The sequence below is a fragment of the Fructilactobacillus sp. X2R6C1 genome, from assembly GCF_059901295.1.
In genome coordinates, this window is sequence record NZ_JBWXUZ010000003.1 from 114,104 (window position 1) to 133,656 (window position 19,553).

Genomic DNA, 19,553 nt, shown 5'->3' on the forward strand with positions numbered 1-19,553 from the left:
AAAGGAGAAAAACAATGATAAAAAAGTTTAAGTTAAGTATAACAGCAATTTTAATCTTATTTTGTGTCATCGTGCTAGTTGGTTGTGGCAAAAAATCAGGAGATGAACGGGCCAACCATAAGCTGAGAGTGGTTACCTCAACTAATTTTTATGGTCAAATTGCGAAAAATGTTTTGGGAAATCAGGGGAGCGTTCAGCCGATTATTAAGGGAAGCGGTGACCCACACGATTTTGATCCTTCAACGAGTGATGCGAATCAAGTTGCAAGAGCAGACGTGGTTGTTGAAAATGGCATTGGATACGACGATTGGATGAAAAAGCTGGTAAAGAATGGAAGTGATCAGACGTCGGTTGTCAACGTTTCAAAGGTGATGAACCGAAAAAATGGGGATAACGAGCACATTTGGTATGATCCTGACACCGTTAATAAGCTCGTCTACCGACTCGCAGACGTCTACAGCAAAAAACAACCGAATCACAAACGTTATTTTCATGATAATGCCAAGCGGTATTTAAAAGAATATGAACCAGTTAAGCAGCAGGCGGAAAAGGCACGAGATAATCTGAACGATTACCAGTTAAATCGCAAGGTCGACGTCAGTGAACCGGTTTTCGATGATGCCCTTAGTTACATGGGATACAAGGTAAATGACCCTGATTTTGCCAATGCGACCGAGAAGGAGATTGACCCGTCACCTAAGAGTATTCAAAACATCAGGGATGATATCACTCACCATCGGATTGCTTTCTTTGTTGATAACACGCAGGCTGACAGTAAAATGGTCAAGAACCTCGTCAAATTAGCTAAGGATCATGATGTGCCGGTTGTAAAATTGACCGAAACGATTCCTGAAGATAAAAACTACTTGGAGTGGATGGATAATGCCTATCAGCAGGTGGTCAAAATTCAAAATAATGAAATGAAAAACAAATAAAATGACATCCAAGCCCGTTAATGGTTTGGATGTCATTTATTATGGTTTATTTAATTTCGCTTCAAATTCATAACCAAAGCCACGGATCGTTTTGATTAAGACGGGGTCTTTGGGATTAGGTTCAATCTTGTCCCTTAAATGGCTGATGTGCATTTCAAGCATCCGCGAGGACTGGTCAATGTAAAGATCGTTCCAAACGCCGTTTAGGATTTGTTCACGACTCAGGATCCGTTTAGGGTGAGTCAGAAAGTACTCTAAAAGCTTGAATTCTTTAGGCGTTAGTCGGAGCGAAGTACCGTTTTTGGTGGCAATCTTCTGATCTAAATCAACGTCGATGTCAGAAAAGTGAAATCGTGGTTTGACCTTCTTATTTTTTTCCTGCTTTAGACTATTATTTTCGTCTTGGTAGAAGCGCGCACGATGCTTCATCCGGAGCATGACTTCGTCAGCGTTGTATGGTTGGATGATGTAGTCGTCGATGCCAACTTTAAATAATTGATCAACGGTACGCTCGTCCTTTTTTTCTCCCAGAGCGAGAATTGGAAGTGAGGCCGTTTGGCGGATTTTAGGGATAAGCTCGATCAACTTTTGAGCTGCAACGGTACTTAGGTCCCAAATAATGGCCTGTTCTTCGTACTTTTGAATGGATGATAGGAGGCTTGAAACATCGTATAAATCGTCGACAAAGTACCCATTGTCATTAAAGGTTTGGTTGAAACTAAGTGCTAATGATAATTTTTCAGTCACTAAAACAATGTGATTCATGGCACCATCCCGATTAAAAATCACGCTTCTCTTTCTTCACTCATTATACAGTTTTATGGCTGATAATCGTAACTTTAACGTTTTCACGTAACTAAGCTACTTGGAATCAGAATGTCGGTTCTCTTTTTCCTGTCGTTTTTTTGCGCGATGAAGACTCACTAAGATGGTAATGATGGTTACCACTACGAAAACGACCACCATCATTATGACGAGCCAGATAAACGTGCTTAAATCCATGACGTCCATTCCCTTCGTTAATGATTGGTTTTATTTTAACACGACCGAAAAGATTAAGTTTTAAGGAAATCACAAATTTATAACTTAATTGATTGTGATAAAATGACTAAGAAGGGGTTTGATGCATATCATGAATGATACAAACGACGCTAATACTACTAACTACTTAGATATCGTAAAAAGATTAGTTTTTGATGAAAAAATTGAATACTTGTTTTGGGGAGCCATGACCACCCTGGTTTACTTTGTCAGTCGATTCGTTTCGATGAAGATTTTTACCAGTGATTTTACCCCGGTCTTAATTGCCCAAGTTCTGTCGATTGCGTTTGCTTTTGTGGTGAACAAATACTTTGTTTTTAACAGTGGAACGCAGTCCAAGACACTTCAGGTTCAGATCGTTAACTTTGTTTCGGGACGATTGTTTGTTTTAGTCCTTGACTTTTTGATGACTTACGTAATGATCGATAAGTTTCCGCAATTTTTCATTAAGATTTTATTTTTAGATCACTTAAACTATTCGGCTTGGTTGTTCCAACTTCCCGTTGTTCACGGGTTGATTGGGAGTCCCACGTTGTTTAACAGTTTTATCTGTGTGGTTGGAACACAAATCATGGCCATTGTGATTAATTACTTTGTTTCTAAGTACTTTGCTTTTAAATAAAATCAAAAAAGCATCCACTTTTTCTAGGTGGGTGCTATTTGTTTGCGATGTAATCCAAAATCTTGAATAAATCGCGATGGTTCTGTTTTGAAATTGGGTGGTTAATGATGGTGTTTTTAGACTGACTTAAAACGGACCCAGTAAGGTAAGGGTAGTCGTTAATTGCCATTTCGGTGACGTTGTCGTGGTTGGGTTCAAGGTGAAACTGGAGGCCAACGAGGTTATCCTTTACAAATCCCTGATTAACGAGTTGATCACTTGAGTACAATAACGAGGCACCATCTGGAATCTGAAACGTTTCCTCATGCCAGTGGAGCACTTCTAGTTGGTTGGATAATCCGGAGATGAGTTTTGTTTTTAAGTAGACGGGAGCAAACCCAACTTCCTTAGTGTGCGAGTCAAAGACGGAAGCTCCTAGAACTTTGGCCATTTGTTGGGCACCAAAGCAGGCGCCAAAGACTGGTTTTCTTTGGCTAATCACCCGTTTGATTAGTTCTCGTTCGGATTTGATCCAGTTTGTGTCGTCGTTGACGCTCATTGGGCCGCCTAAGATTACTAACATGTCGGTTGTAGCAGCGTCTGGTAGCACCTTAAACTGGGAAGGATGATAAACGAACATCTGGTAATGGTTGTGATGAATCCAGTCGGAGATTGCTCCAGGTCCCTCATCAGAAGTGTGTTGCAAAATACTTACTCTCATTATTGTTGTTCCTCTTGAATTGACCGTGATAATAAAAAAATAATGCCAAGTGGCATTATTTTAGTAAATTACATCATTCCGCCTTGCATACCGATCATGGCTGCAATGGCTGCGACGATCATCTTGAACAATCCCATTACGATGAATGCAACGATGATTCCAAAGGCAATTGTGAATGCCATTTGCATTGATGATTTCCAGGCTGCCTTATCTCTACCACCGAGGAACTTGTAGAACAACCATGCTAGAGCGATTAGAATGATCAAAATCACAACTAATGCAACAATTGAAATGATTAAACTTTCTGTACCCATTAATTTTCACCTCACAAACATAAGATTATATACATTTAGCATGAACTTTTAGGGCTAAATGTGCAAACATATTACTTAATTTTGAAGGAATCTATAAGAATCTTAAAATATGCTTACGGTAAGTCATTTTAGTAACTTTTTGGTGTCGACGGTGCTATCTTAGCAGTTGAAACATCATAAAAATATCAAGGGAGCTCTTCAAAGATGAAAATGAAGAAAACATTATTTACGTTAGCTGCCGTAGCTAGTGTGGGATTGGTACTTACTGGTTGTGGAGAAAGCAAGAGTAGTTCTAAGTCCAGTTCGTCATCAAATATGTCGAGTAGCAGTAGCGAAAAAACAATGAGTAAAAAAGACATGAAGGAAACCAAGGGCGATAAGTCAATGGACATGAATATGCCAATGAAGCATAAGATGAATCTTCCCACTGACTTAGCTGCCGCTAAAAATCCTAAGTTTAAGGTTGGTTCTGAAGTTAAACTATCAGCTAACCACATGAAAGGGATGAAAGGTGCTAAGGCTAAAGTTACCGGAGCATATGATTCACCACTTTATGTCATCGATTACAAGCCAACCGATGGTAAGGCTGAAGTTAAAAATCATGAGTTCGTTACAAAAGACCAACTTAAGGCTGATAAACAGGGTGCTACCTTGAAAAAGGGCGAAAAAGTCACCGTTGAAGCTGACCACATGCCCGGCATGAAAGGTGCTAAGGGGAAGATTGTTAAAGTTTGTGACGGTCCTGCCTATGCTGTAACCTTCAAACCAACTAATGGTGGCAAAGAATACGTTAACCATCAGTGGGTCAGCCAAACTGAAATGAAAAAATGCTAATTTAAATTAGTTCAAAAATACTAGGACATTGTCCTAGTATTTTTTTATTTTAGATGAAGTTGTAACCGATGGCACCAATTAAACCAATAATCGCGGCAATTAAATACCACGTAGTCTTCTTGTTTTTGCCGAACATGCCCCATAAGAGTTCATCAATAAAAACGATTAAGACCGTGATTAGTAAAATATTGAAGTGGGCGAACATGATGGCAAATACCAGGGCAATGCCACAGATGAGATCGTTAATGTTTCGTAGAACGTTGCGTTTGTTTTTCATTTTTTCTCCATTAATAGTAGTTTGAAGTTTAATCAGTGATACTAATCATATTACTTCAAATGAGTTTTAGATAACATCACCTGAAACCAAAAAAATTCCTTAGCCCATCCAAGCTAAGGAATTTCTTATAGGTACTGTGATTTTTTGAGTGCTTCTTGAAGAGCTTTAGGACAAACGTTAATGGTTTCGGTGACCTTTAAGTGGTTGTTACTAGCGGCCTCCACGATTTTGGCAATGTCATTAACAGCCATTTTACCCTCTAGGGCATAAGCAATGTGGACAGCAAATTCGTAAAAGTTATGAGAATCCTGCATCTCCATTTGCACGGTATTGTATAGTTTTTGATCATTTATAAAAACATCGTTTCCAGTACAATGAATCATAAGCACGCCTCCTTTATTATCTTATAATAATTATAATTAAATAAGTTAAATAATCAAATGGTGGGATTGTAGTTTATCAAGATTCACAAACACTGAGGGAACTTGATAAACGAGAATGCCTGAATGACCAATATCCGATGCCTTAATTAATTGATTTTTTTATTTATGTGCCTTAGCCCTTTGATTGAGCTAATCAGTATGTGATAATGTAAACGTAAGAAAATCTTAATATTTATTTAATTGGAGGAACTAATATGAATGAATGTCCTAATTGTCATTTTAATAACAAGCCAGGCGCAAAGTTTTGTGTCAAGTGTGGAACTAAGTTGACTGGCAACAGTCAAACAAGCAGTAATAAGGTACATAATGAAACAAAAAAGCAGCAACAGCCCCGTAATTCACAGGCTGACGTTTCTAACGGGTTAACCAGCGTGTTTAATTATTTCATTGAATCGATTAAACATCCAGTCAAATATGAGGCTGCTAGTGAGAAGTATCTGGGATATATCTCACTTGGAATCTTCGCCGTTTTGACCTGGTTAGTTTCGTTTATTTTAGCAATGAGAATGAAGAGCGGACTGGCCTCTGAATCAGTTCCATACTCACTTATTCATAAGATGGATGGCGTCATTAACACGAGCGTTATGGGACTAGGACTGATTATTGCCGTAATCGGTCTGTTAGCTTGGATTTTAGGCTATGTCGGTGTTCACTTCGTCATGAACAACAATATGAGCCTCAGTGATTATACGAATGAGTACGGTAAATTTTTAAACGTTGGAATTATTTTACTGTTAGTGGGCCTGCTCCTATCCGCAGTGATGCCCGCTGGGATTTTATTTTTAATTGGTCTCTACGTGGTCGACTTGGCCATCACCATTTCGGGTTGGGCGTTAATTTATGAAATGCTCTTTTCTAAGAATTTTGGGTCGATTGATAGTTTCTATGTTTTATTGATTGTAACGGTTATCGTGGCAATCATTTCCGCTGTCCTAGTAGCTATTTTGGGTAATAGCCTGGGCTCTCAACTTCAAACGCTGACTCAAGAGATCATTAACAACTTTGCTGCTAACTTTGGGCAGGGATACTAGGAGGAGTCAAAATGAGTGAAGAAGCGTCTTTTTGTCCCAATTGTGGACACCGAATTAATGCAAATGATGAGTTCTGCCCCAATTGTGGGTATAAACTAACTCCTAATGGATCACCAAAAGGTCAAGCAGGACCAAGTCGCAAGACATCAGGGAGTCGACCCCTGCGTCAGACAAGTAACGTTAATCGTCCGCGAAAGCAAAAGAAGATGAAACCACTTACTAAAGTGATTTGGGTAATTGTGGTGGTCTTGGTAGTGGTACTTATCGGTGGTTACTTCTTTGGAAAGAATTACTATTCAAAAGCTAATCAAGTCGACCGAGTCATCTCAGCAATTAAGAATGATCAGGAAAAGAATTTAGCCAATGTGTCGGAAACAAACGACCCGAACTTTAAGATTAGTGGGAAAGCGATGAAGCCAACCATTAATTATTATGCTAGTAATAAGGACCAGTTATCAAAGCTTAGGAGTCAGTTCATGCGCGATAACGATAATCCGGTGACCGACAACCTGCAATTTAAGCAGGAGGGTAACACCTGGTTAGTTTTCCCTAAGTATAAACTGATGGTCAAACCCGTTTATTCTAGTATTTCCACTAACCTGAATGGCGTCTCGTTGAGTGTGAACGGCAAGCAAATTACCAGCAACATGGGCAGTCAAAAGGCTAAGAAGATTGGGCCACTTGCACCGGGTCTTTATAACATCACCACTGCCGGAAAAGTCAATGGCCGTGAATTGCACAATAATGGTCAATTCGACTGGATTGATGGTGCCAGTTCAGCGTCCTTACCACTTCGAATTATCACCTTTACAGTGAAGGGGCAACCAGGATCAGACGTGTTGATTCAAAACAAGAAGGTTGGAACGATTGGTGACAATGGGAGCTTTAAGCTTTCTGACTACCCATTTAGTACGAACATGAACGTTCAAGTTCAGATGAAGGGCAAGTCCGGTAAATTAATTCAGAGTAAACCCTATAATTTAAAAGACAGTGATAATAACAACACGATTGAACCGAAGTTTGATGGGATTGCCACGAAAGACCAGGCTGATCAGGTCTTGAATCCGCTCTGGACTCAGGTGAGTGGTGCCGGTAACGACGTTGATATTTCCCATTTCTTTGACGGTGGAAATGGTAGTCCCGCTTGTCAGGATATGCTTAAAATGGTCAAAAGTTATAATGACAACGATAAAATTGAGTCATTTGAAACTAGTGAAAGGACCGAATCGGTAGCACCTTATGATAGTGGGGAGACGCAAGTCACTTATCAGGTTGATTATACTTTCGATAACAATGACGACGATGACAATAGTTCGGTTCGTCATCAGACGTTTGAATACAATGCCATCTTGGTCAAAAATCCTGGCAGTGATGATTCTGATGATCTTCCGTTTATCATCAAGAGTAACCAGTCAGTTAAGAAAGTATCGGATAGTACCGATAACGATTAATAGTAATTTAGAAAAGAAACGAGCATTCTGTGCTACGTTTCTTTTTGTTTGGTGTATGTTATGATTTCCTCAATATTATAAAAGGATGGAAATTAGTTTGGCAGAAAAACGTAAATCACATAAATTCTTGGCCTTTTTACTCGTGTTGGAAATTATCATCGTGATTGTGGTCGGAGTTTCCGGGACAAAGTATTATTCAAAAAAAGCTAGTGGTGACCGCTTGGTGAATGCCCTGCGTAATCACGAACAAAAGCAGGTGATTGCTGGAATCAAAATTGACGGGCAAACGGGTACTCCAAGTGAAGAGGCCCTTCAACCCCTTGTTAACGATTTCGATCAAAATTCCGAAGCAGTTAATCGGCTCAAGATGCAGATTAACGGTGAGAAAGTGGCTGAAAACAACTTGGTTTATAAACAAACGGGGAAGAATTTCCTGGTATTTCCACGTTATCAACTGGTAGTTAAACCAATTGATCCTAAAATTAAGACCAATCTTTCAGAAGCCAACGTGACAATTGATGGAAACAAGGCAGGTAAAACGGATGGTAATGGGGAGCTGAACGTGAAATCACTCATCCCGGGAGTTCATCAGATTGAGGCGACTGCCACGGCTGGTGGTAAACAGCTTAAGACTTCCGGTCAGTTTAGTCTGATGAAGTCATCTGATACGGCGCACCTGACGTTTAACGTGGTTTCGTTTGGGCTTGAAAGTGTCCCAAACGCTATCGTCTACGTTGACAATCATCCGGTTGCTCAAATTGGTGAAAACGGCAAGGCGAAGGTCAATAATTTACCCATTGGTGATGATTCATCAATCTGGGCCACTCTGAGTGCTGACGGCAAACCAATGAAAAGTGATGTTCAGTACCTCGGGATGAAGAATAATCACTCTGAGATCAAACTCCCGTTTAAAAAGCTCGTTGATAAAAAGGCAGCAACTGGTCTGCTTAAAGCCGTGTGGGAGCCACTGAACCATGACGTTTTTGACGAAAAGTCAGCTGATCAAGTTCAGTACGACCAAAACTTTGTTGGAGGAAAAAGTAACCCAGCCTATAATCAGATGATTACGATTGCGAAAAAGGATCATGAACCAGATGTTAAAAATCTTCAAATTAAGGTAAACGTTAAAAAGGTTACAAGTACTGGTGAGGGGAAAGCCGCCGTTGACTTTGCGGTTCAAACTGATTCAACTAACGATCAGGGCCAAAAAGCGTCAAAAACGACTAACTATCGGGCTGATGTTAAACAAGATGTTAATAATCAGCTCAAACTTAAGGGTCTGGATGAGGTTAAATAAAAAAGGAAACCAATTATGGCTCCTTTTAGTTGACGTTTGCTTTAATAAATTTGGCAATGATTTCGGCCATCATTTTGTAAGTAGTCGAATTAGGGTGAAGACGATGGTCATGCAGTCTTGTTCTATAATTATCGTCGTCGACAATGGTCGGTGCCACCTTACGCCAGTTTAGGTATGGAATGTTATTTTGGCGGTAGACGGTGGTTAAGCCGCAAAGGAGCTGCCCAAACGTGTAGTGGGCAAGTCCCTCAATGTTGTAGTTATCGGTGCCACCATCGAAGCGGTTAAATGGAAGGATTCCCAGAATTTGAATGGACGGATTTTCGATCTTGATTTGCTGGATGTTTTCATTTAACATCCTTTTAACGACTTCTAAAGTATCGTAGCGGTGGGCAAAATCGTTGGTACCATAAAAGATCGTGGCGATGTCGTAGTCACCAAAATTGTTGTGGTTAACCTGATAGGTTAAGTCCAGCTCACAATTGCCGGTAATGGTCCCAGCGTTCTGACCCGCGTTTTTGATGAAGTTAAATGGTAAAATTTGACCTAAATAATAGGGCCAATTGTGCACTAAATCTTTTTCTCCGTCAAAACCACGAGTTAACGAGTCACCTAATAATATGATGTTGTCTTCATTAATTGATTTCATTTTTTAAACCTCGGTTGTGAATTGTGATACTATCATTTTACTGCTAAGTCAATTGACATGGGCATTTTATTATTGCATTATAGAATATAATTAAATTTTATTAAGTCGCATGGGAGATGAAAACGTGAGTTATAAAAGGGTAATTGTTGTGGATTTAGCATCACTCGGATTACGCTCGGACAATGAAGCAGAACAACTTAACGCTTCAAGCGATAACATCCTTTCACACGTTTTGAATCAATCCTCAAAGTCAGATTTACCATCGCTTCGGCGGTTGGGCCTTTTTAACATCTTTTTTGATGGGGAGCGTTCTTCATCAGATGAAGTCAATCCCGAGGGCGCTTACGGATTAGTTCGAACTAATTCCGTGGTTAACCGGCCCGCTTCTGGATTGCGAGAAATGTTTGATTGTGCCGTTAATTCACGTGTGTCAAGCGTCTTTGAAGAGGTTTATAAAGCGGAAAAGAGTTCCGTGATCATTTCCAGATTTGTGGAATATCTTCAGGTTCAAGACTTTTCCAGACGGATTCAGGTTCCCGATAATACCTCTGCTTTTGTTGAATTAAATCATCAGCTGGAAAAGGTACGGAGCGGTTTTATTTACGTTCAAGTTCCAGATCTTCAGACCTCCGCTATGGAGGGTGACTTGGATCAATTCTCATCGGAACTGAAGAAAGTTGATGTCATGTTATCAGAGCTGATGGATTCTTTAGAGGATGATGACTTGTTGATTGTTACCTCAAGTCGAGTTGGTGATTCACAAACTCAGGATGGATTATCGACTTACAAGATTTTACCAGTAATGTTGTATGATAACCAATCAACTGATCGCCACATTGAAGATGTTAATAAAGTAAGTGTGATTGGCGGAACGGTTCTAGATGGATTAGGAATCCTTGATCGAGTAAAACGACCATCAATAAGTTTACTTCCATACTTAAAAAAAGAGACAGCTTAGGCCGTCTCTTTTTTGATTGCTTTTAAGCTGAAGCAGCTAATTCAATTATGCGTGTGGTAAACTTGACTAATAACGACGGATTTAAAACGGAGGGATATTATGCAAAAAATTATTATGGACATGGACCCAGGAATTGATGATGCAGCAGCTTTGTCAGTGGCACTCAATGAGCCAAAACTGGATGTGGACTTGGTGACCACCGTCGCTGGAAACGTAACGGTTGATAAAACGACGACTAATGCCCTTAAAATTATTAATTTTTTTCATGATGGTGAGCGGATCAAAGTCGCTAGTGGGGCCGCAAATCCCTTAATAAAGCCGTTTGAAGATGCAGCTCGGATTCACGGTGAGTCTGGGATGCGTGGTTATGATTTTACGGGTGAACTGCCAGAGCCATTGAAAATGACCGCGGTGAAAGCCCTTCATGACCACATTATGGACAGTGAAGAACCAGTCACGTTGGTCGCAACGGGATCTTATACTAACGTTGCCATCCTACTGTCTGAATATCCAGAAGTAAAAGCCAAGTTAGAACGGATCGTTGCCATGGGCGGAGCACTTGGACGTGGTAACATGACCAGTGCCGCTGAATTTAACGTCTTTACTGACCCAGATGCGGCCAAAATAATGTATCAAAGTGGTGTTAAAATCGTGATGATTGGACTTGATGTGACCAAAAAAGCTCTCCTTACTAACGAAACTTTAGCTGAAATTAAGAAAATGAATCGAGCGGGAGAGATGCTCTCTGCCATTATCACTAGTGATGGGGATCAAAGTGATGCAGGCGTGGCCATGCACGATGTTAATACGATTTTCTACCTGTTACACCCAGAATTACTTACTACTGAAGAGATGTGGATTGATATTCAAACTAGTGGACCCGCCAATGGCGCCACCGTTGGTGATATTCGTGGTGCTTATCATCATGGTCAAACCAATGCTAAGGTTGCCGTTGACATTGACGCCCAAGCGTTTAATGACTGGTTTAAGTCTGAAGTTCAAAAGATGCCAGATTAAACAGAACGGGGTAAATTTCTCGGTGACTTTTTTCCTTTTTTTGGTAACGAAATCTTTAAATTTTCGTTATAATGAATAAAGGGTCTAATTTAAATTGGTTTAACTTTAATTAGTTTAACTTTAATTAGTTTAACTTTAATTAGTTTCCAATTGTTTGTTTTACATAGGAGAAGTAAATGAATCCAGAACAATTTAAAGCGGCATTGTTAAAACACAATGTCTCACTATCGGACTTTCAAGTAGAACAGTTTAAAAAGTACTACGAACTTCTAGTGTCCTATAATCAAAAGGTGAATTTGACGACCATCGTTGAACGTGACGACGTGTATTTAAAGCACTTTTACGATTCACTTACTCCCGTTTTTTACATACCAGAGCTTAAAAAGCCAAGGTCAATTGTAGACGTTGGTGCGGGGGCAGGGTTTCCGTCAATCCCACTTAAGATTATTAATCCCGATTTAGAGGTCACCATCGTGGACTCACTTAATAAGCGGATTGTTTTTTTGAAACAACTAGTTAGTGAACTGGGATTGACTGACGTGCGCCTTGTTCATGCTCGTGCCGAGGAATTTGGTGGAAAGCGGTCAAATGATCGCGAACAATTTGATTTTGCAACCGCACGGGCACTGGCGCGGTTGAGTGTGATGTCTGAGTTGTGCCTCCCACTGGTTAAGATCGGCGGCAAGTTAATTGCGTTAAAGGCCGCTAGGGCTCCTGAAGAACTGAAGGGAGCTCAGAAGGCAATTACAACTTTAGGTGGTAAAGTCGAAAGTGACTTTGAGTTTAAATTACCGGAAAATGATGAAGTAAGAAATATAATTGTCATTGATAAAGTCACCAAGACACCAAAGAAGTATCCAAGAAAAGCTGGAACTCCAAATAAGGATCCGATCAAGTAAGAAGGAGGGAACAACATGGGAACCGTTATATCGCTTGCAAATCAAAAGGGTGGTGTTGGTAAGACCACGACTGCTGTTAATCTGGGGGCTGACCTAGCCACAAAGGGCAAGAAAGTCCTGCTGGTTGATGCCGATGCCCAAGGAAATGCCACTAGTGGCGTTGGTCTTAGTAAGCAAAAAATTAATAAAGATATTTATGATGTTTTAGTTAATGAAGAGCCGATTGAAGACGTTATTCTACATTCAGCTCATCAAAATCTAGATATTGTTCCTGCTACCATTCAATTATCTGGAGCAGAGATTGAGTTGACCCCCATGATGGCGCGTGAGACTCGATTGAAAACGGCACTTGAGAGTGTCTCTGACAAGTACGATTACATTTTAATTGATTGCCCACCTTCTTTAGGATTAATCACGATTAACGCTTTTACTGCCAGTGATTCGATTTTGATCCCGGTTCAGTCTGAGTATTACGCCTTAGAGGGACTGAGCCAATTGCTTAATACCATTGGTTTGGTACAGAAACACTTTAATCCCAACCTCAAGATTGAGGGAGTGTTATTGACTATGTTTGATTCCCGTACTAATCTTGGAGCACAAGTCAATGGTGAGGTTAGAAAGTTTTTTAAGGATAAGGTGTACACCACCGTCATCCCCAGAAACGTTCGTTTATCGGAAGCTCCCAGTCATGGACTGCCGATCATTGACTATGATGCCAAATCAAAAGGTGCCAAAGTATACATGGAATTGACAAAGGAAGTGTTAGCTGCCCATGACCAACAAAAATAGTAAGGGATTAGGACGTGGAATTGAAGCATTGTTTAAGGACAATGACGTTAATAGTAATGACGAAGCAGTTGTTGATCTTGACCTAACCGAAATTTCGCCTAATCCTTATCAACCAAGAAAGAAATTTGATCAGAAGGCTCTTGACGATTTAACCCAGTCCATTAAAGAATCAGGAGTTTTTCAGCCAATTATTGTGCGCCACGATGTTGATAATCATAATTACCAGATTATTGCTGGTGAACGTCGATTTCGGGCATCTAAAGCTGCTGGGAAGGCCAAAATTCCAGCAATCATTCGTGATGCTACCGAAGAGCAAATGATGGAAATCGCTGTAATGGAAAACTTGCAGCGTGAGGACCTTAATCCACTAGAAGAAGCTCAAGCGTACGATACTTTAATGACGAAACTGAATTTAACGCAAGCACAAGTTTCAGAACGCTTAGGCAAGAGCCGCCCTTACATTGCCAATTATCTTCGTTTGCTGGGGTTGCCACAATCCGTTAAGGATATGCTGCAAAAAAAGCAACTTTCAATGGGGCAGGCCCGGGCCCTTTTATCGGTCAAAGAAAAATCACAACTTTTGAATTTAGCTGCTAAGGCTAAGGATGAAACCCTCACGGTTAGACAGTTAGAAAAGTTAATTGCCAAGGCTAATAAGGCTCACTCAACCAAGAGTAAACGACCAGTGAAAAAGTCCAAGTCTCCCTACATTAAAGAGAGCGAGGACCAGCTTCAAGATAAATTTGGAACTAAAGTTTTGATTAATGAGACCAATTCTAAGCTTGGTAAGGGACAAATCCAGATTGATTATATGTCAAATGAAGATTTGAACCGAATTTTAGACCTATTGGATATTCATCTCGACTAGGGAGGATATTTTTATGTATGGAATGCATGATATCGTTGAAATGAAGAAACAGCATCCCTGCGGCACCAATCGATGGGAAATTATTCGAATGGGTGCTGACATTAAGGTTCAGTGCATGGGATGTGGTCACATTGTGATGATCAGTCGACGACAATTTGAGAAACGTTTGAAGAAAATACTAGAAAAACACGAAGAAATTAATTAAAAGAGGTAAGCAGGATGTCTTTAACAGCGGGAATCGTTGGGTTGCCGAACGTTGGTAAGTCAACACTTTTTAATGCCATTACTAAAGCTGGTGCTGAAATGGCTAACTATCCTTTCGCAACGATTGATCCAAACGTAGGAATGGTAGAAGTGCCAGATAAACGGCTGGACCGGATTCAGGAGTTAATCCCGGCTAAAAAGGTGGTACCAACTACTTTTGAATTTACCGATATTGCGGGGATTGTAAAGGGTGCTAGTAAAGGTGAAGGGCTTGGAAACAAGTTTCTTGAAAACATTCGTCAAGTGGACGCCATTGTCCACGTCGTTCGGGCTTTTGATGATGACAATATCACCTCAGTTACGGGAACCGTTGACCCCATTGGCGATATTGAAACGATCAACGTCGAACTTGGAATTGCTGATTTAGATGCCGTTGATAAACGAATTGGAAAAGTTCAAAGAGCAGCAAAGGGATCAGATGAAGCCAAGGAAGAACTGGATGTTTTAAACAAGATTAAGCCGGTACTTGAAGATGGCGGAGCTGTCCGCGATATTGATTTTGATGAAGACGAGCAGAAGATCGTTAAGGGATTGTTTCTTTTGACTTCTAAACCCGTCTTGTATGTCGCTAACATCAGCGAAGAATCGATGGCGGATCCAGAAAGTGACAAGTACTTTAAAATGGTTAAAGACTATGCTCAAAAACACGGTGCGCAGGCAATTGGAATTGCGGCAGAAACCGAGCAGGAAATCGCTGAACTAGGTGATGATGATAAAGCTGACTTTCTTGAGGCTGAGGGGGTTAGTGAACCCGGTCTAAATAAGTTGATTCGTGCTTCATACAAATTACTTGGGCTCGAAACCTTCTTTACTGCAGGTGGCAAAGAAACGAAGGCGTGGACCTTTAAAAAGGGTACTAAGGCACCTCAAGCCGCTGGAATTATCCATTCTGATTTTGAACGGGGCTTTATTCGAGCTGAGATTATGTCCTTTGAAGACCTGGATAAATACGGAAGTGAAAATGCCGTTAAAGAGGCCGGAAAATTGCGGGTTGAAGGTAAGGATTACGTCATGCATGATGGAGACATTGCAGAATTTAGGTTCAACGTCTAGGAGGAAATTATGAGCGAGGAAGATAATCGAAAACGAAATGCTAAAGCAAAACAGCATCAACATCACTCAAACACTAAGATTGCTGAACGAGAACAATTTGATCACGTTGGTTTGACCAAGAGAAATGCTGAATACATGTATAAATTTAAGCAGGAACTTTCGGAAACCAAATTGGAACCAGAAAAGCAAGCTGCTCAAATCAGTACGATGGTAAATGAACTAAAAAAGGCCCAAAAGAGTGGGGTGACCGCAAAGAATCTGTATGGAACGGTTGCTCAAAAGGTGCAAGTCACGGTTCATCCACCAAAGAAACCCCAAAAGATGACGCCCATCACCTACGTGATTGATGCCACGTACAACTTTTTGTGGTTTTTGGTCCTGTTCTGTTTCTTGTACGCGGCCATGTTCTTCATTAATTCTTCGCAAGCATCAAAAGGTGGTGTAATGGGAATTACTGGAATCTTCGTTTCCTCCATTGTTGCTGGTGCAGGGATGCCACTTATGACTAACTTGTTTGCTCCGGGAGTAAAACATAAATATAATGGCATCATTCGAGCTTTGATGATGGTTCTATTGTTTGCAATTTGGATGCTAGTCTTCTTTGGTGGAACGTATATTCCGAGAGTGATTAACCCGATTACCAGTCCGATTGTTGATGCAGTGATTGGTGTAATTGGAATTGCGGGAATTTTGTACATGCGTCATCGTTTCCCAATTACCAATGGACTATTTACCGGGAACCGAAATTAATTAATGAATCGTGGATCAACTGGTCTACGATTTTTTTGATGTGAAAGTTTAAATGTTTATAATATTAAAACAATTTTGGTTAATCTCTGTTTTCAATCTGATAAACTGAAAGAAAACAGTGAATTCGAGGTAATTAAAATGAAAATTTTAGTTGTTGATGACGATAAAGAAATCGCACAATTATTAGAAATCTACATTAAAAATGAAGGATACGAACCAATCTCAGCCTATAACGGTAGTGATGCATTATCACTTTTGCGTACTGAACCCGACATCGGCTTGGTAATTTTAGACATCATGATGCCGGAAATGAGTGGGATTGATGTTATTAAAGAGATTCGCAAAGATTCCCAGATTCCGATCATTGTGTTGTCCGCTAAAACGGCTGATATGGATAAAATTCAGGGATTGGTTTCTGGAGCTGATGATTATGTCACCAAGCCATTTAACCCATTGGAAATCATGGCACGGGTTCGTTCCCTGCTTAGAAGAAGTCAAAACGATGTCACTAAGGACAAGCCTGACATTTTAAACGTGGGTCCACTGACTATCAATAAGGATTCACACGAAGTTAAGACGGAAGACGGCAAAGAAATCCAGTTAACCGCTCTGGAGTTTGGTATTTTGTACCTTCTTGCCAGCCATCCTAACCGGGTCTTTTCAGCTGATGAGATTTTTGAGCGCGTTTGGAAACAAGAAAGTATCATTTCAGCTAAAACCGTCATGGTTCACGTCAGTCATTTACGTGACAAGATTGAAGAAGCCACTGGCGGTGAAAAAGTGATTCAAACCGTTTGGGGCGTCGGCTACAAAGTGGAAGCATAAATAATAAGAGGAATCTTGAGTTTGAAATTAACGACGAAAGAAAAAACTGAATTATTTGTTGAAGGAGTAGTTACTTTAATATTATTACTCCTTTTAAACTTGGCGATTACCGTGATTATCACTGAATCAATCGAGAGTAACCCGGGTCTAAGGGACGGAATCTTCATCATTAAGCAATCGGTAACCTTTGGCCCGATGCATTTTCGACTACTTAGCTGGGAGAATCTCTTCATCATTGCTATGGGCGTAATCGATATCATTATTATTTACTGGCGGTTGATTCGGCGCTATCATCAAATGCAACTCCGCCACATTATTTCGGAATTGCATTACATTGCGAACGGGCATTTTGACCATCGAATCCCCTTTGAATTAAAGGGAGATACCGAGCGGGTCATTCAAAGTATTAACGCGCTTGTTGATAGTGTTATTGAATCCATGAATGATGAGCGAGAGGTGGAAGCTTCAAAGGACAAATTGGTCACTAGCGTTAGTCATGATTTAAGAACGCCACTAACTTCAATTCTGGGATACCTTGGTCTCATTGAAGACGGTCAGTATCAAAATGAAGACGACATTTTAAAGTATTCACATATTGCTTATTTAAAGGCGCAACAAATGAAACAATTAGTGGATCGGCTTTTTGAGTATGCTAAGGCGGGCGACAAGTCTAAGCCTTCGCAAAAAATTGATAACATTGATGTGAATGCGCTATTAGAGCAGCTTCAGACCTCATTTAAACTTGATGCATCTAAGCACAAGATGACGATTGAAATGAAGCCACTCAAGCACGATATTTCGATCAAAGCCAATGCGGAGTCGTTAGGTCGGGTATTTAATAATCTGATCTCGAATGCTTTTAAGTATGGAAAAGGTGGACGTCACATCTATCTTTCTGCTAAGCCATTTAGTAGTGAAGGAGTTGAAATTATCGTTTCAAACGATGGCGAACAGATCCCTAAGGGGTCACTAGATCACATCTTTGATCGTTTTTACCGGGTTGAGGAGTCACGAAATACCAAAACTGGCGGAACTGGCCTAGGACTTGCCATTGTTCGTGAGATTGTCACCAATCAGGGAGGTTATATTAACGTTTCTTCAACGAAAAAATTAACCGCGTTTAAGATTTACCTTCCGTTAGATGTTAAGCATCCATTACGGAAAGATAAACATGTGATAGGAGAGAAAAATGCAAACCAAGAAAAGTAATCATAGTGGTCATCAATTTCTCGTTTCATTTTTAATCATGACGTTAGCGCTCGTTTTAATGATTCCAGAGACCTTGGCAAAGGCTAACTCGAACGAAATCGATAGTAAAGCTGCCATTGCAGTGGACGCTAAATCAGGACAGATTATTTATCAAAAAAACGCTGCTAGAAACCTACCGGCAGCCTCGATGAGTAAGTTACTCACCGCATACATAGTTCAAAAACGAGTTCATGATCATCAATTGAAATGGGACACTAAGGTGGATATTTCACCTGCAGTTGCCAAATTAAGTACCAAAAAAGGGTTCACCAACGTTAAATTAGAGGCCCATAAGAAATACACGGTAAGGGCGCTCTATTCAACGGCCCTGATTGGTTCAGCTAACGCGAGTGCGATGGCGCTTGGTGATAAAATCTCTGGTAACAGTGAGAATTTTGCCAAAACCATGCGAATAACTGCCAAAGAATTGGGAATTAAAGACGCCAAATTCTATAATGCCTGTGGTCTGACTAACAAACAGGTTGCACCGATGAATTTGCCAAGGGTGACTGGTGATTCTGAAAATGAGATGTCAGCAAAGGACACGGCAATCATCTCTTCCAAAATCATTTCGCAGTATCCTGATGTGCTAAAAACCACTAAGAAAACGCAGTATACCTTTGTTGATACTGATAAGAAACCGCAAGAAGTTGTCAAGACCTCTAACGAAATGTTGAAGGGACAACGATATTACGATCCAGCCTTAAACGTTGATGGTCTAAAAACGGGAACTTCTAAGAAAGCGGGCGAAAACTTCGCGGGGACTTTAGATAATCACCATGGTCACCGCATTATCACAGTAGTTATGGGTGCTAAGCCTAATCAACGGTTTATCGTTACTAAGAACTTAATGGAACACGTAATCAAGAATTATCGCCCCATGGAGTATGATAACGATCAATTTACCGAGAATCATCTAAGGGTGATTAACGGGAAAAAACGGACGGTTAAAGTCAAGATGAGCAAACCAGTTACCCTGTGGGGCAAGGTTTATCAACCAAATGAATTTAGCGACCAAATTATACTTGATTCAAAGCATGCTAAAGATAACGCGGTATCAGCTCCTGTGCTTAAAAATCAGGAAGTTGGAACGAATCAGGTTGGATTTAAAAATCAGAAGGTGGAATTTTTAAATCATGATGGTGGAAAAGCACCAATCGTTACCTGCCAAAGCGTTGATAAGGTTGGCTTCTTTTCGAGATTGTTCCGTGAAATTGTGGAATTTTTCTGATAATTACCATTAGAACAAAATTATGGTTTGTTATTTTGCCATTTTTTCTTATAATGA

At 40.3% G+C, this 19,553-nt stretch carries 24 protein-coding genes; 17 read left to right on the plus strand and 7 right to left on the minus strand.

The features are described from left to right. Positions 1-14: 14 nt before the first annotated feature. Positions 15-935 (plus strand): metal ABC transporter solute-binding protein, Zn/Mn family, encoded by a 921-nt coding sequence (locus AC6UDF_RS04435; protein WP_500723917.1) that lies wholly within the window; start codon positions 15-17, stop codon positions 933-935. Between the two features lie 39 nt (positions 936-974). Here AC6UDF_RS04435 and AC6UDF_RS04440 read toward each other — a convergent pair whose 3' ends face one another. After that, positions 975-1,724, minus strand: a complete 750-nt coding sequence (locus AC6UDF_RS04440) for a winged helix-turn-helix domain-containing protein (protein WP_500723919.1) — start codon at positions 1,722-1,724, stop codon at positions 975-977. Positions 1,725-1,796: 72 nt separating this feature from the next. Continuing rightward, the gene (locus tag AC6UDF_RS04445; RefSeq protein ID WP_500708278.1) at positions 1,797-1,937 is read right to left on the minus strand and encodes a hypothetical protein; all 141 of its coding nucleotides are present in this window, start codon (positions 1,935-1,937) and stop codon (positions 1,797-1,799) included. 121 nt (positions 1,938-2,058) lie between these two features. On the opposite strand from AC6UDF_RS04445, the gene AC6UDF_RS04450 reads away from it, so the two are divergent. After that, on the plus strand, positions 2,059-2,598 hold the full coding sequence (locus AC6UDF_RS04450; protein ID WP_500723921.1) for a GtrA family protein: 540 nt from the start codon (positions 2,059-2,061) through the stop codon (positions 2,596-2,598). A 34-nt stretch (positions 2,599-2,632) separates the two neighbouring features. On the opposite strand, the gene AC6UDF_RS04455 is transcribed toward AC6UDF_RS04450, so the two are convergent. Both AC6UDF_RS04455 and AC6UDF_RS04460 read right to left on the minus strand, forming a co-directional pair. Then, positions 2,633-3,298: a type 1 glutamine amidotransferase gene (locus tag AC6UDF_RS04455; protein ID WP_500707441.1), complete on the minus strand. Its 666-nt coding sequence runs from the start codon at positions 3,296-3,298 to the stop codon at positions 2,633-2,635. A gap of 68 nt (positions 3,299-3,366) precedes the next feature. Further along, positions 3,367-3,612 carry a hypothetical protein gene (locus AC6UDF_RS04460; protein WP_500694037.1) on the minus strand — a complete coding sequence of 82 codons (246 nt, stop codon included), beginning with the start codon at positions 3,610-3,612 and terminating at the stop codon, positions 3,367-3,369. Positions 3,613-3,816: 204 nt separating this feature from the next. Between AC6UDF_RS04460 and AC6UDF_RS04465 the strand changes: the two genes are divergently transcribed. After that, complete coding sequence (locus tag AC6UDF_RS04465; RefSeq protein ID WP_500723923.1) at positions 3,817-4,446, plus strand: YdhK family protein; 630 nt, start codon at positions 3,817-3,819, stop codon at positions 4,444-4,446. Positions 4,447-4,495: 49 nt separating this feature from the next. On the opposite strand, the gene AC6UDF_RS04470 is transcribed toward AC6UDF_RS04465, so the two are convergent. Further along, positions 4,496-4,723, minus strand: a complete 228-nt coding sequence (locus AC6UDF_RS04470; protein WP_500701241.1) for a hypothetical protein — start codon at positions 4,721-4,723, stop codon at positions 4,496-4,498. Positions 4,724-4,848: 125 nt separating this feature from the next. Next, the gene (locus AC6UDF_RS04475; protein WP_500694034.1) at positions 4,849-5,106 is read right to left on the minus strand and encodes a hypothetical protein; all 258 of its coding nucleotides are present in this window, start codon (positions 5,104-5,106) and stop codon (positions 4,849-4,851) included. A gap of 254 nt (positions 5,107-5,360) precedes the next feature. Here AC6UDF_RS04475 and AC6UDF_RS04480 point away from each other — a divergent pair, with 254 nt between their 5' ends. From AC6UDF_RS04480 to AC6UDF_RS04490, 3 genes are all read left to right on the plus strand, one after another. Further along, positions 5,361-6,197, plus strand: coding sequence for a DUF6574 domain-containing protein (locus tag AC6UDF_RS04480; RefSeq protein ID WP_500707445.1), 837 nt, complete (start codon positions 5,361-5,363; stop codon positions 6,195-6,197). Between the two features lie 11 nt (positions 6,198-6,208). Further along, the gene (locus AC6UDF_RS04485) at positions 6,209-7,648 is read left to right on the plus strand and encodes a zinc ribbon domain-containing protein (RefSeq protein ID WP_500723925.1); all 1,440 of its coding nucleotides are present in this window, start codon (positions 6,209-6,211) and stop codon (positions 7,646-7,648) included. A 97-nt stretch (positions 7,649-7,745) separates the two neighbouring features. Next, positions 7,746-8,945, plus strand: coding sequence for a zinc ribbon domain-containing protein (locus tag AC6UDF_RS04490; RefSeq protein ID WP_500723927.1), 1,200 nt, complete (start codon positions 7,746-7,748; stop codon positions 8,943-8,945). A 25-nt stretch (positions 8,946-8,970) separates the two neighbouring features. Here AC6UDF_RS04490 and AC6UDF_RS04495 read toward each other — a convergent pair whose 3' ends face one another. After that, positions 8,971-9,594 (minus strand): SGNH/GDSL hydrolase family protein, encoded by a 624-nt coding sequence (locus tag AC6UDF_RS04495; RefSeq protein ID WP_500694030.1) that lies wholly within the window; start codon positions 9,592-9,594, stop codon positions 8,971-8,973. Between the two features lie 124 nt (positions 9,595-9,718). Here AC6UDF_RS04495 and AC6UDF_RS04500 point away from each other — a divergent pair, with 124 nt between their 5' ends. The 11 genes from AC6UDF_RS04500 to AC6UDF_RS04550 all read left to right on the plus strand — a co-directional run bounded on the left by AC6UDF_RS04500 (position 9,719) and on the right by AC6UDF_RS04550 (position 19,496). Then, the gene (locus AC6UDF_RS04500) at positions 9,719-10,552 is read left to right on the plus strand and encodes an alkaline phosphatase family protein (protein WP_500694029.1); all 834 of its coding nucleotides are present in this window, start codon (positions 9,719-9,721) and stop codon (positions 10,550-10,552) included. A 99-nt stretch (positions 10,553-10,651) separates the two neighbouring features. Further along, positions 10,652-11,569, plus strand: coding sequence for a ribonucleoside hydrolase RihC (rihC, locus tag AC6UDF_RS04505; protein WP_500694028.1), 918 nt, complete (start codon positions 10,652-10,654; stop codon positions 11,567-11,569). 176 nt (positions 11,570-11,745) lie between these two features. Next, complete coding sequence (rsmG, locus tag AC6UDF_RS04510) at positions 11,746-12,468, plus strand: 16S rRNA (guanine(527)-N(7))-methyltransferase RsmG (protein WP_500694027.1); 723 nt, start codon at positions 11,746-11,748, stop codon at positions 12,466-12,468. 15 nt (positions 12,469-12,483) lie between these two features. Next, a complete protein-coding gene (locus tag AC6UDF_RS04515; RefSeq protein WP_500694026.1) occupies positions 12,484-13,257 on the plus strand; it encodes a ParA family protein in 774 nt (257 codons plus the stop codon). After that, positions 13,241-14,125 carry a ParB/RepB/Spo0J family partition protein gene (locus AC6UDF_RS04520; RefSeq protein ID WP_500699623.1) on the plus strand — a complete coding sequence of 295 codons (885 nt, stop codon included), beginning with the start codon at positions 13,241-13,243 and terminating at the stop codon, positions 14,123-14,125. The genes AC6UDF_RS04515 and AC6UDF_RS04520 overlap by 17 nt, the downstream gene beginning before the upstream one ends. Before the next feature lie 13 nt (positions 14,126-14,138). Continuing rightward, complete coding sequence (locus AC6UDF_RS04525; RefSeq protein ID WP_500694024.1) at positions 14,139-14,330, plus strand: DUF951 domain-containing protein; 192 nt, start codon at positions 14,139-14,141, stop codon at positions 14,328-14,330. A gap of 14 nt (positions 14,331-14,344) precedes the next feature. After that, complete coding sequence (gene ychF / locus AC6UDF_RS04530; protein ID WP_500695788.1) at positions 14,345-15,442, plus strand: redox-regulated ATPase YchF; 1,098 nt, start codon at positions 14,345-14,347, stop codon at positions 15,440-15,442. Between the two features lie 9 nt (positions 15,443-15,451). Beyond that, positions 15,452-16,192, plus strand: coding sequence for a DUF1129 family protein (locus tag AC6UDF_RS04535; protein WP_500695787.1), 741 nt, complete (start codon positions 15,452-15,454; stop codon positions 16,190-16,192). 138 nt (positions 16,193-16,330) lie between these two features. After that, positions 16,331-17,017, plus strand: a complete 687-nt coding sequence (gene croR, locus AC6UDF_RS04540) for a response regulator transcription factor CroR (RefSeq protein ID WP_500694021.1) — start codon at positions 16,331-16,333, stop codon at positions 17,015-17,017. A gap of 21 nt (positions 17,018-17,038) precedes the next feature. Further along, positions 17,039-18,226 (plus strand): sensor histidine kinase, encoded by a 1,188-nt coding sequence (locus AC6UDF_RS04545; RefSeq protein WP_500723968.1) that lies wholly within the window; start codon positions 17,039-17,041, stop codon positions 18,224-18,226. Then, a complete protein-coding gene (locus AC6UDF_RS04550; RefSeq protein ID WP_500723930.1) occupies positions 18,207-19,496 on the plus strand; it encodes a D-alanyl-D-alanine carboxypeptidase family protein in 1,290 nt (429 codons plus the stop codon). The genes AC6UDF_RS04545 and AC6UDF_RS04550 overlap by 20 nt, the downstream gene beginning before the upstream one ends. The last annotated feature ends 57 nt before the right edge of the window (positions 19,497-19,553 follow it).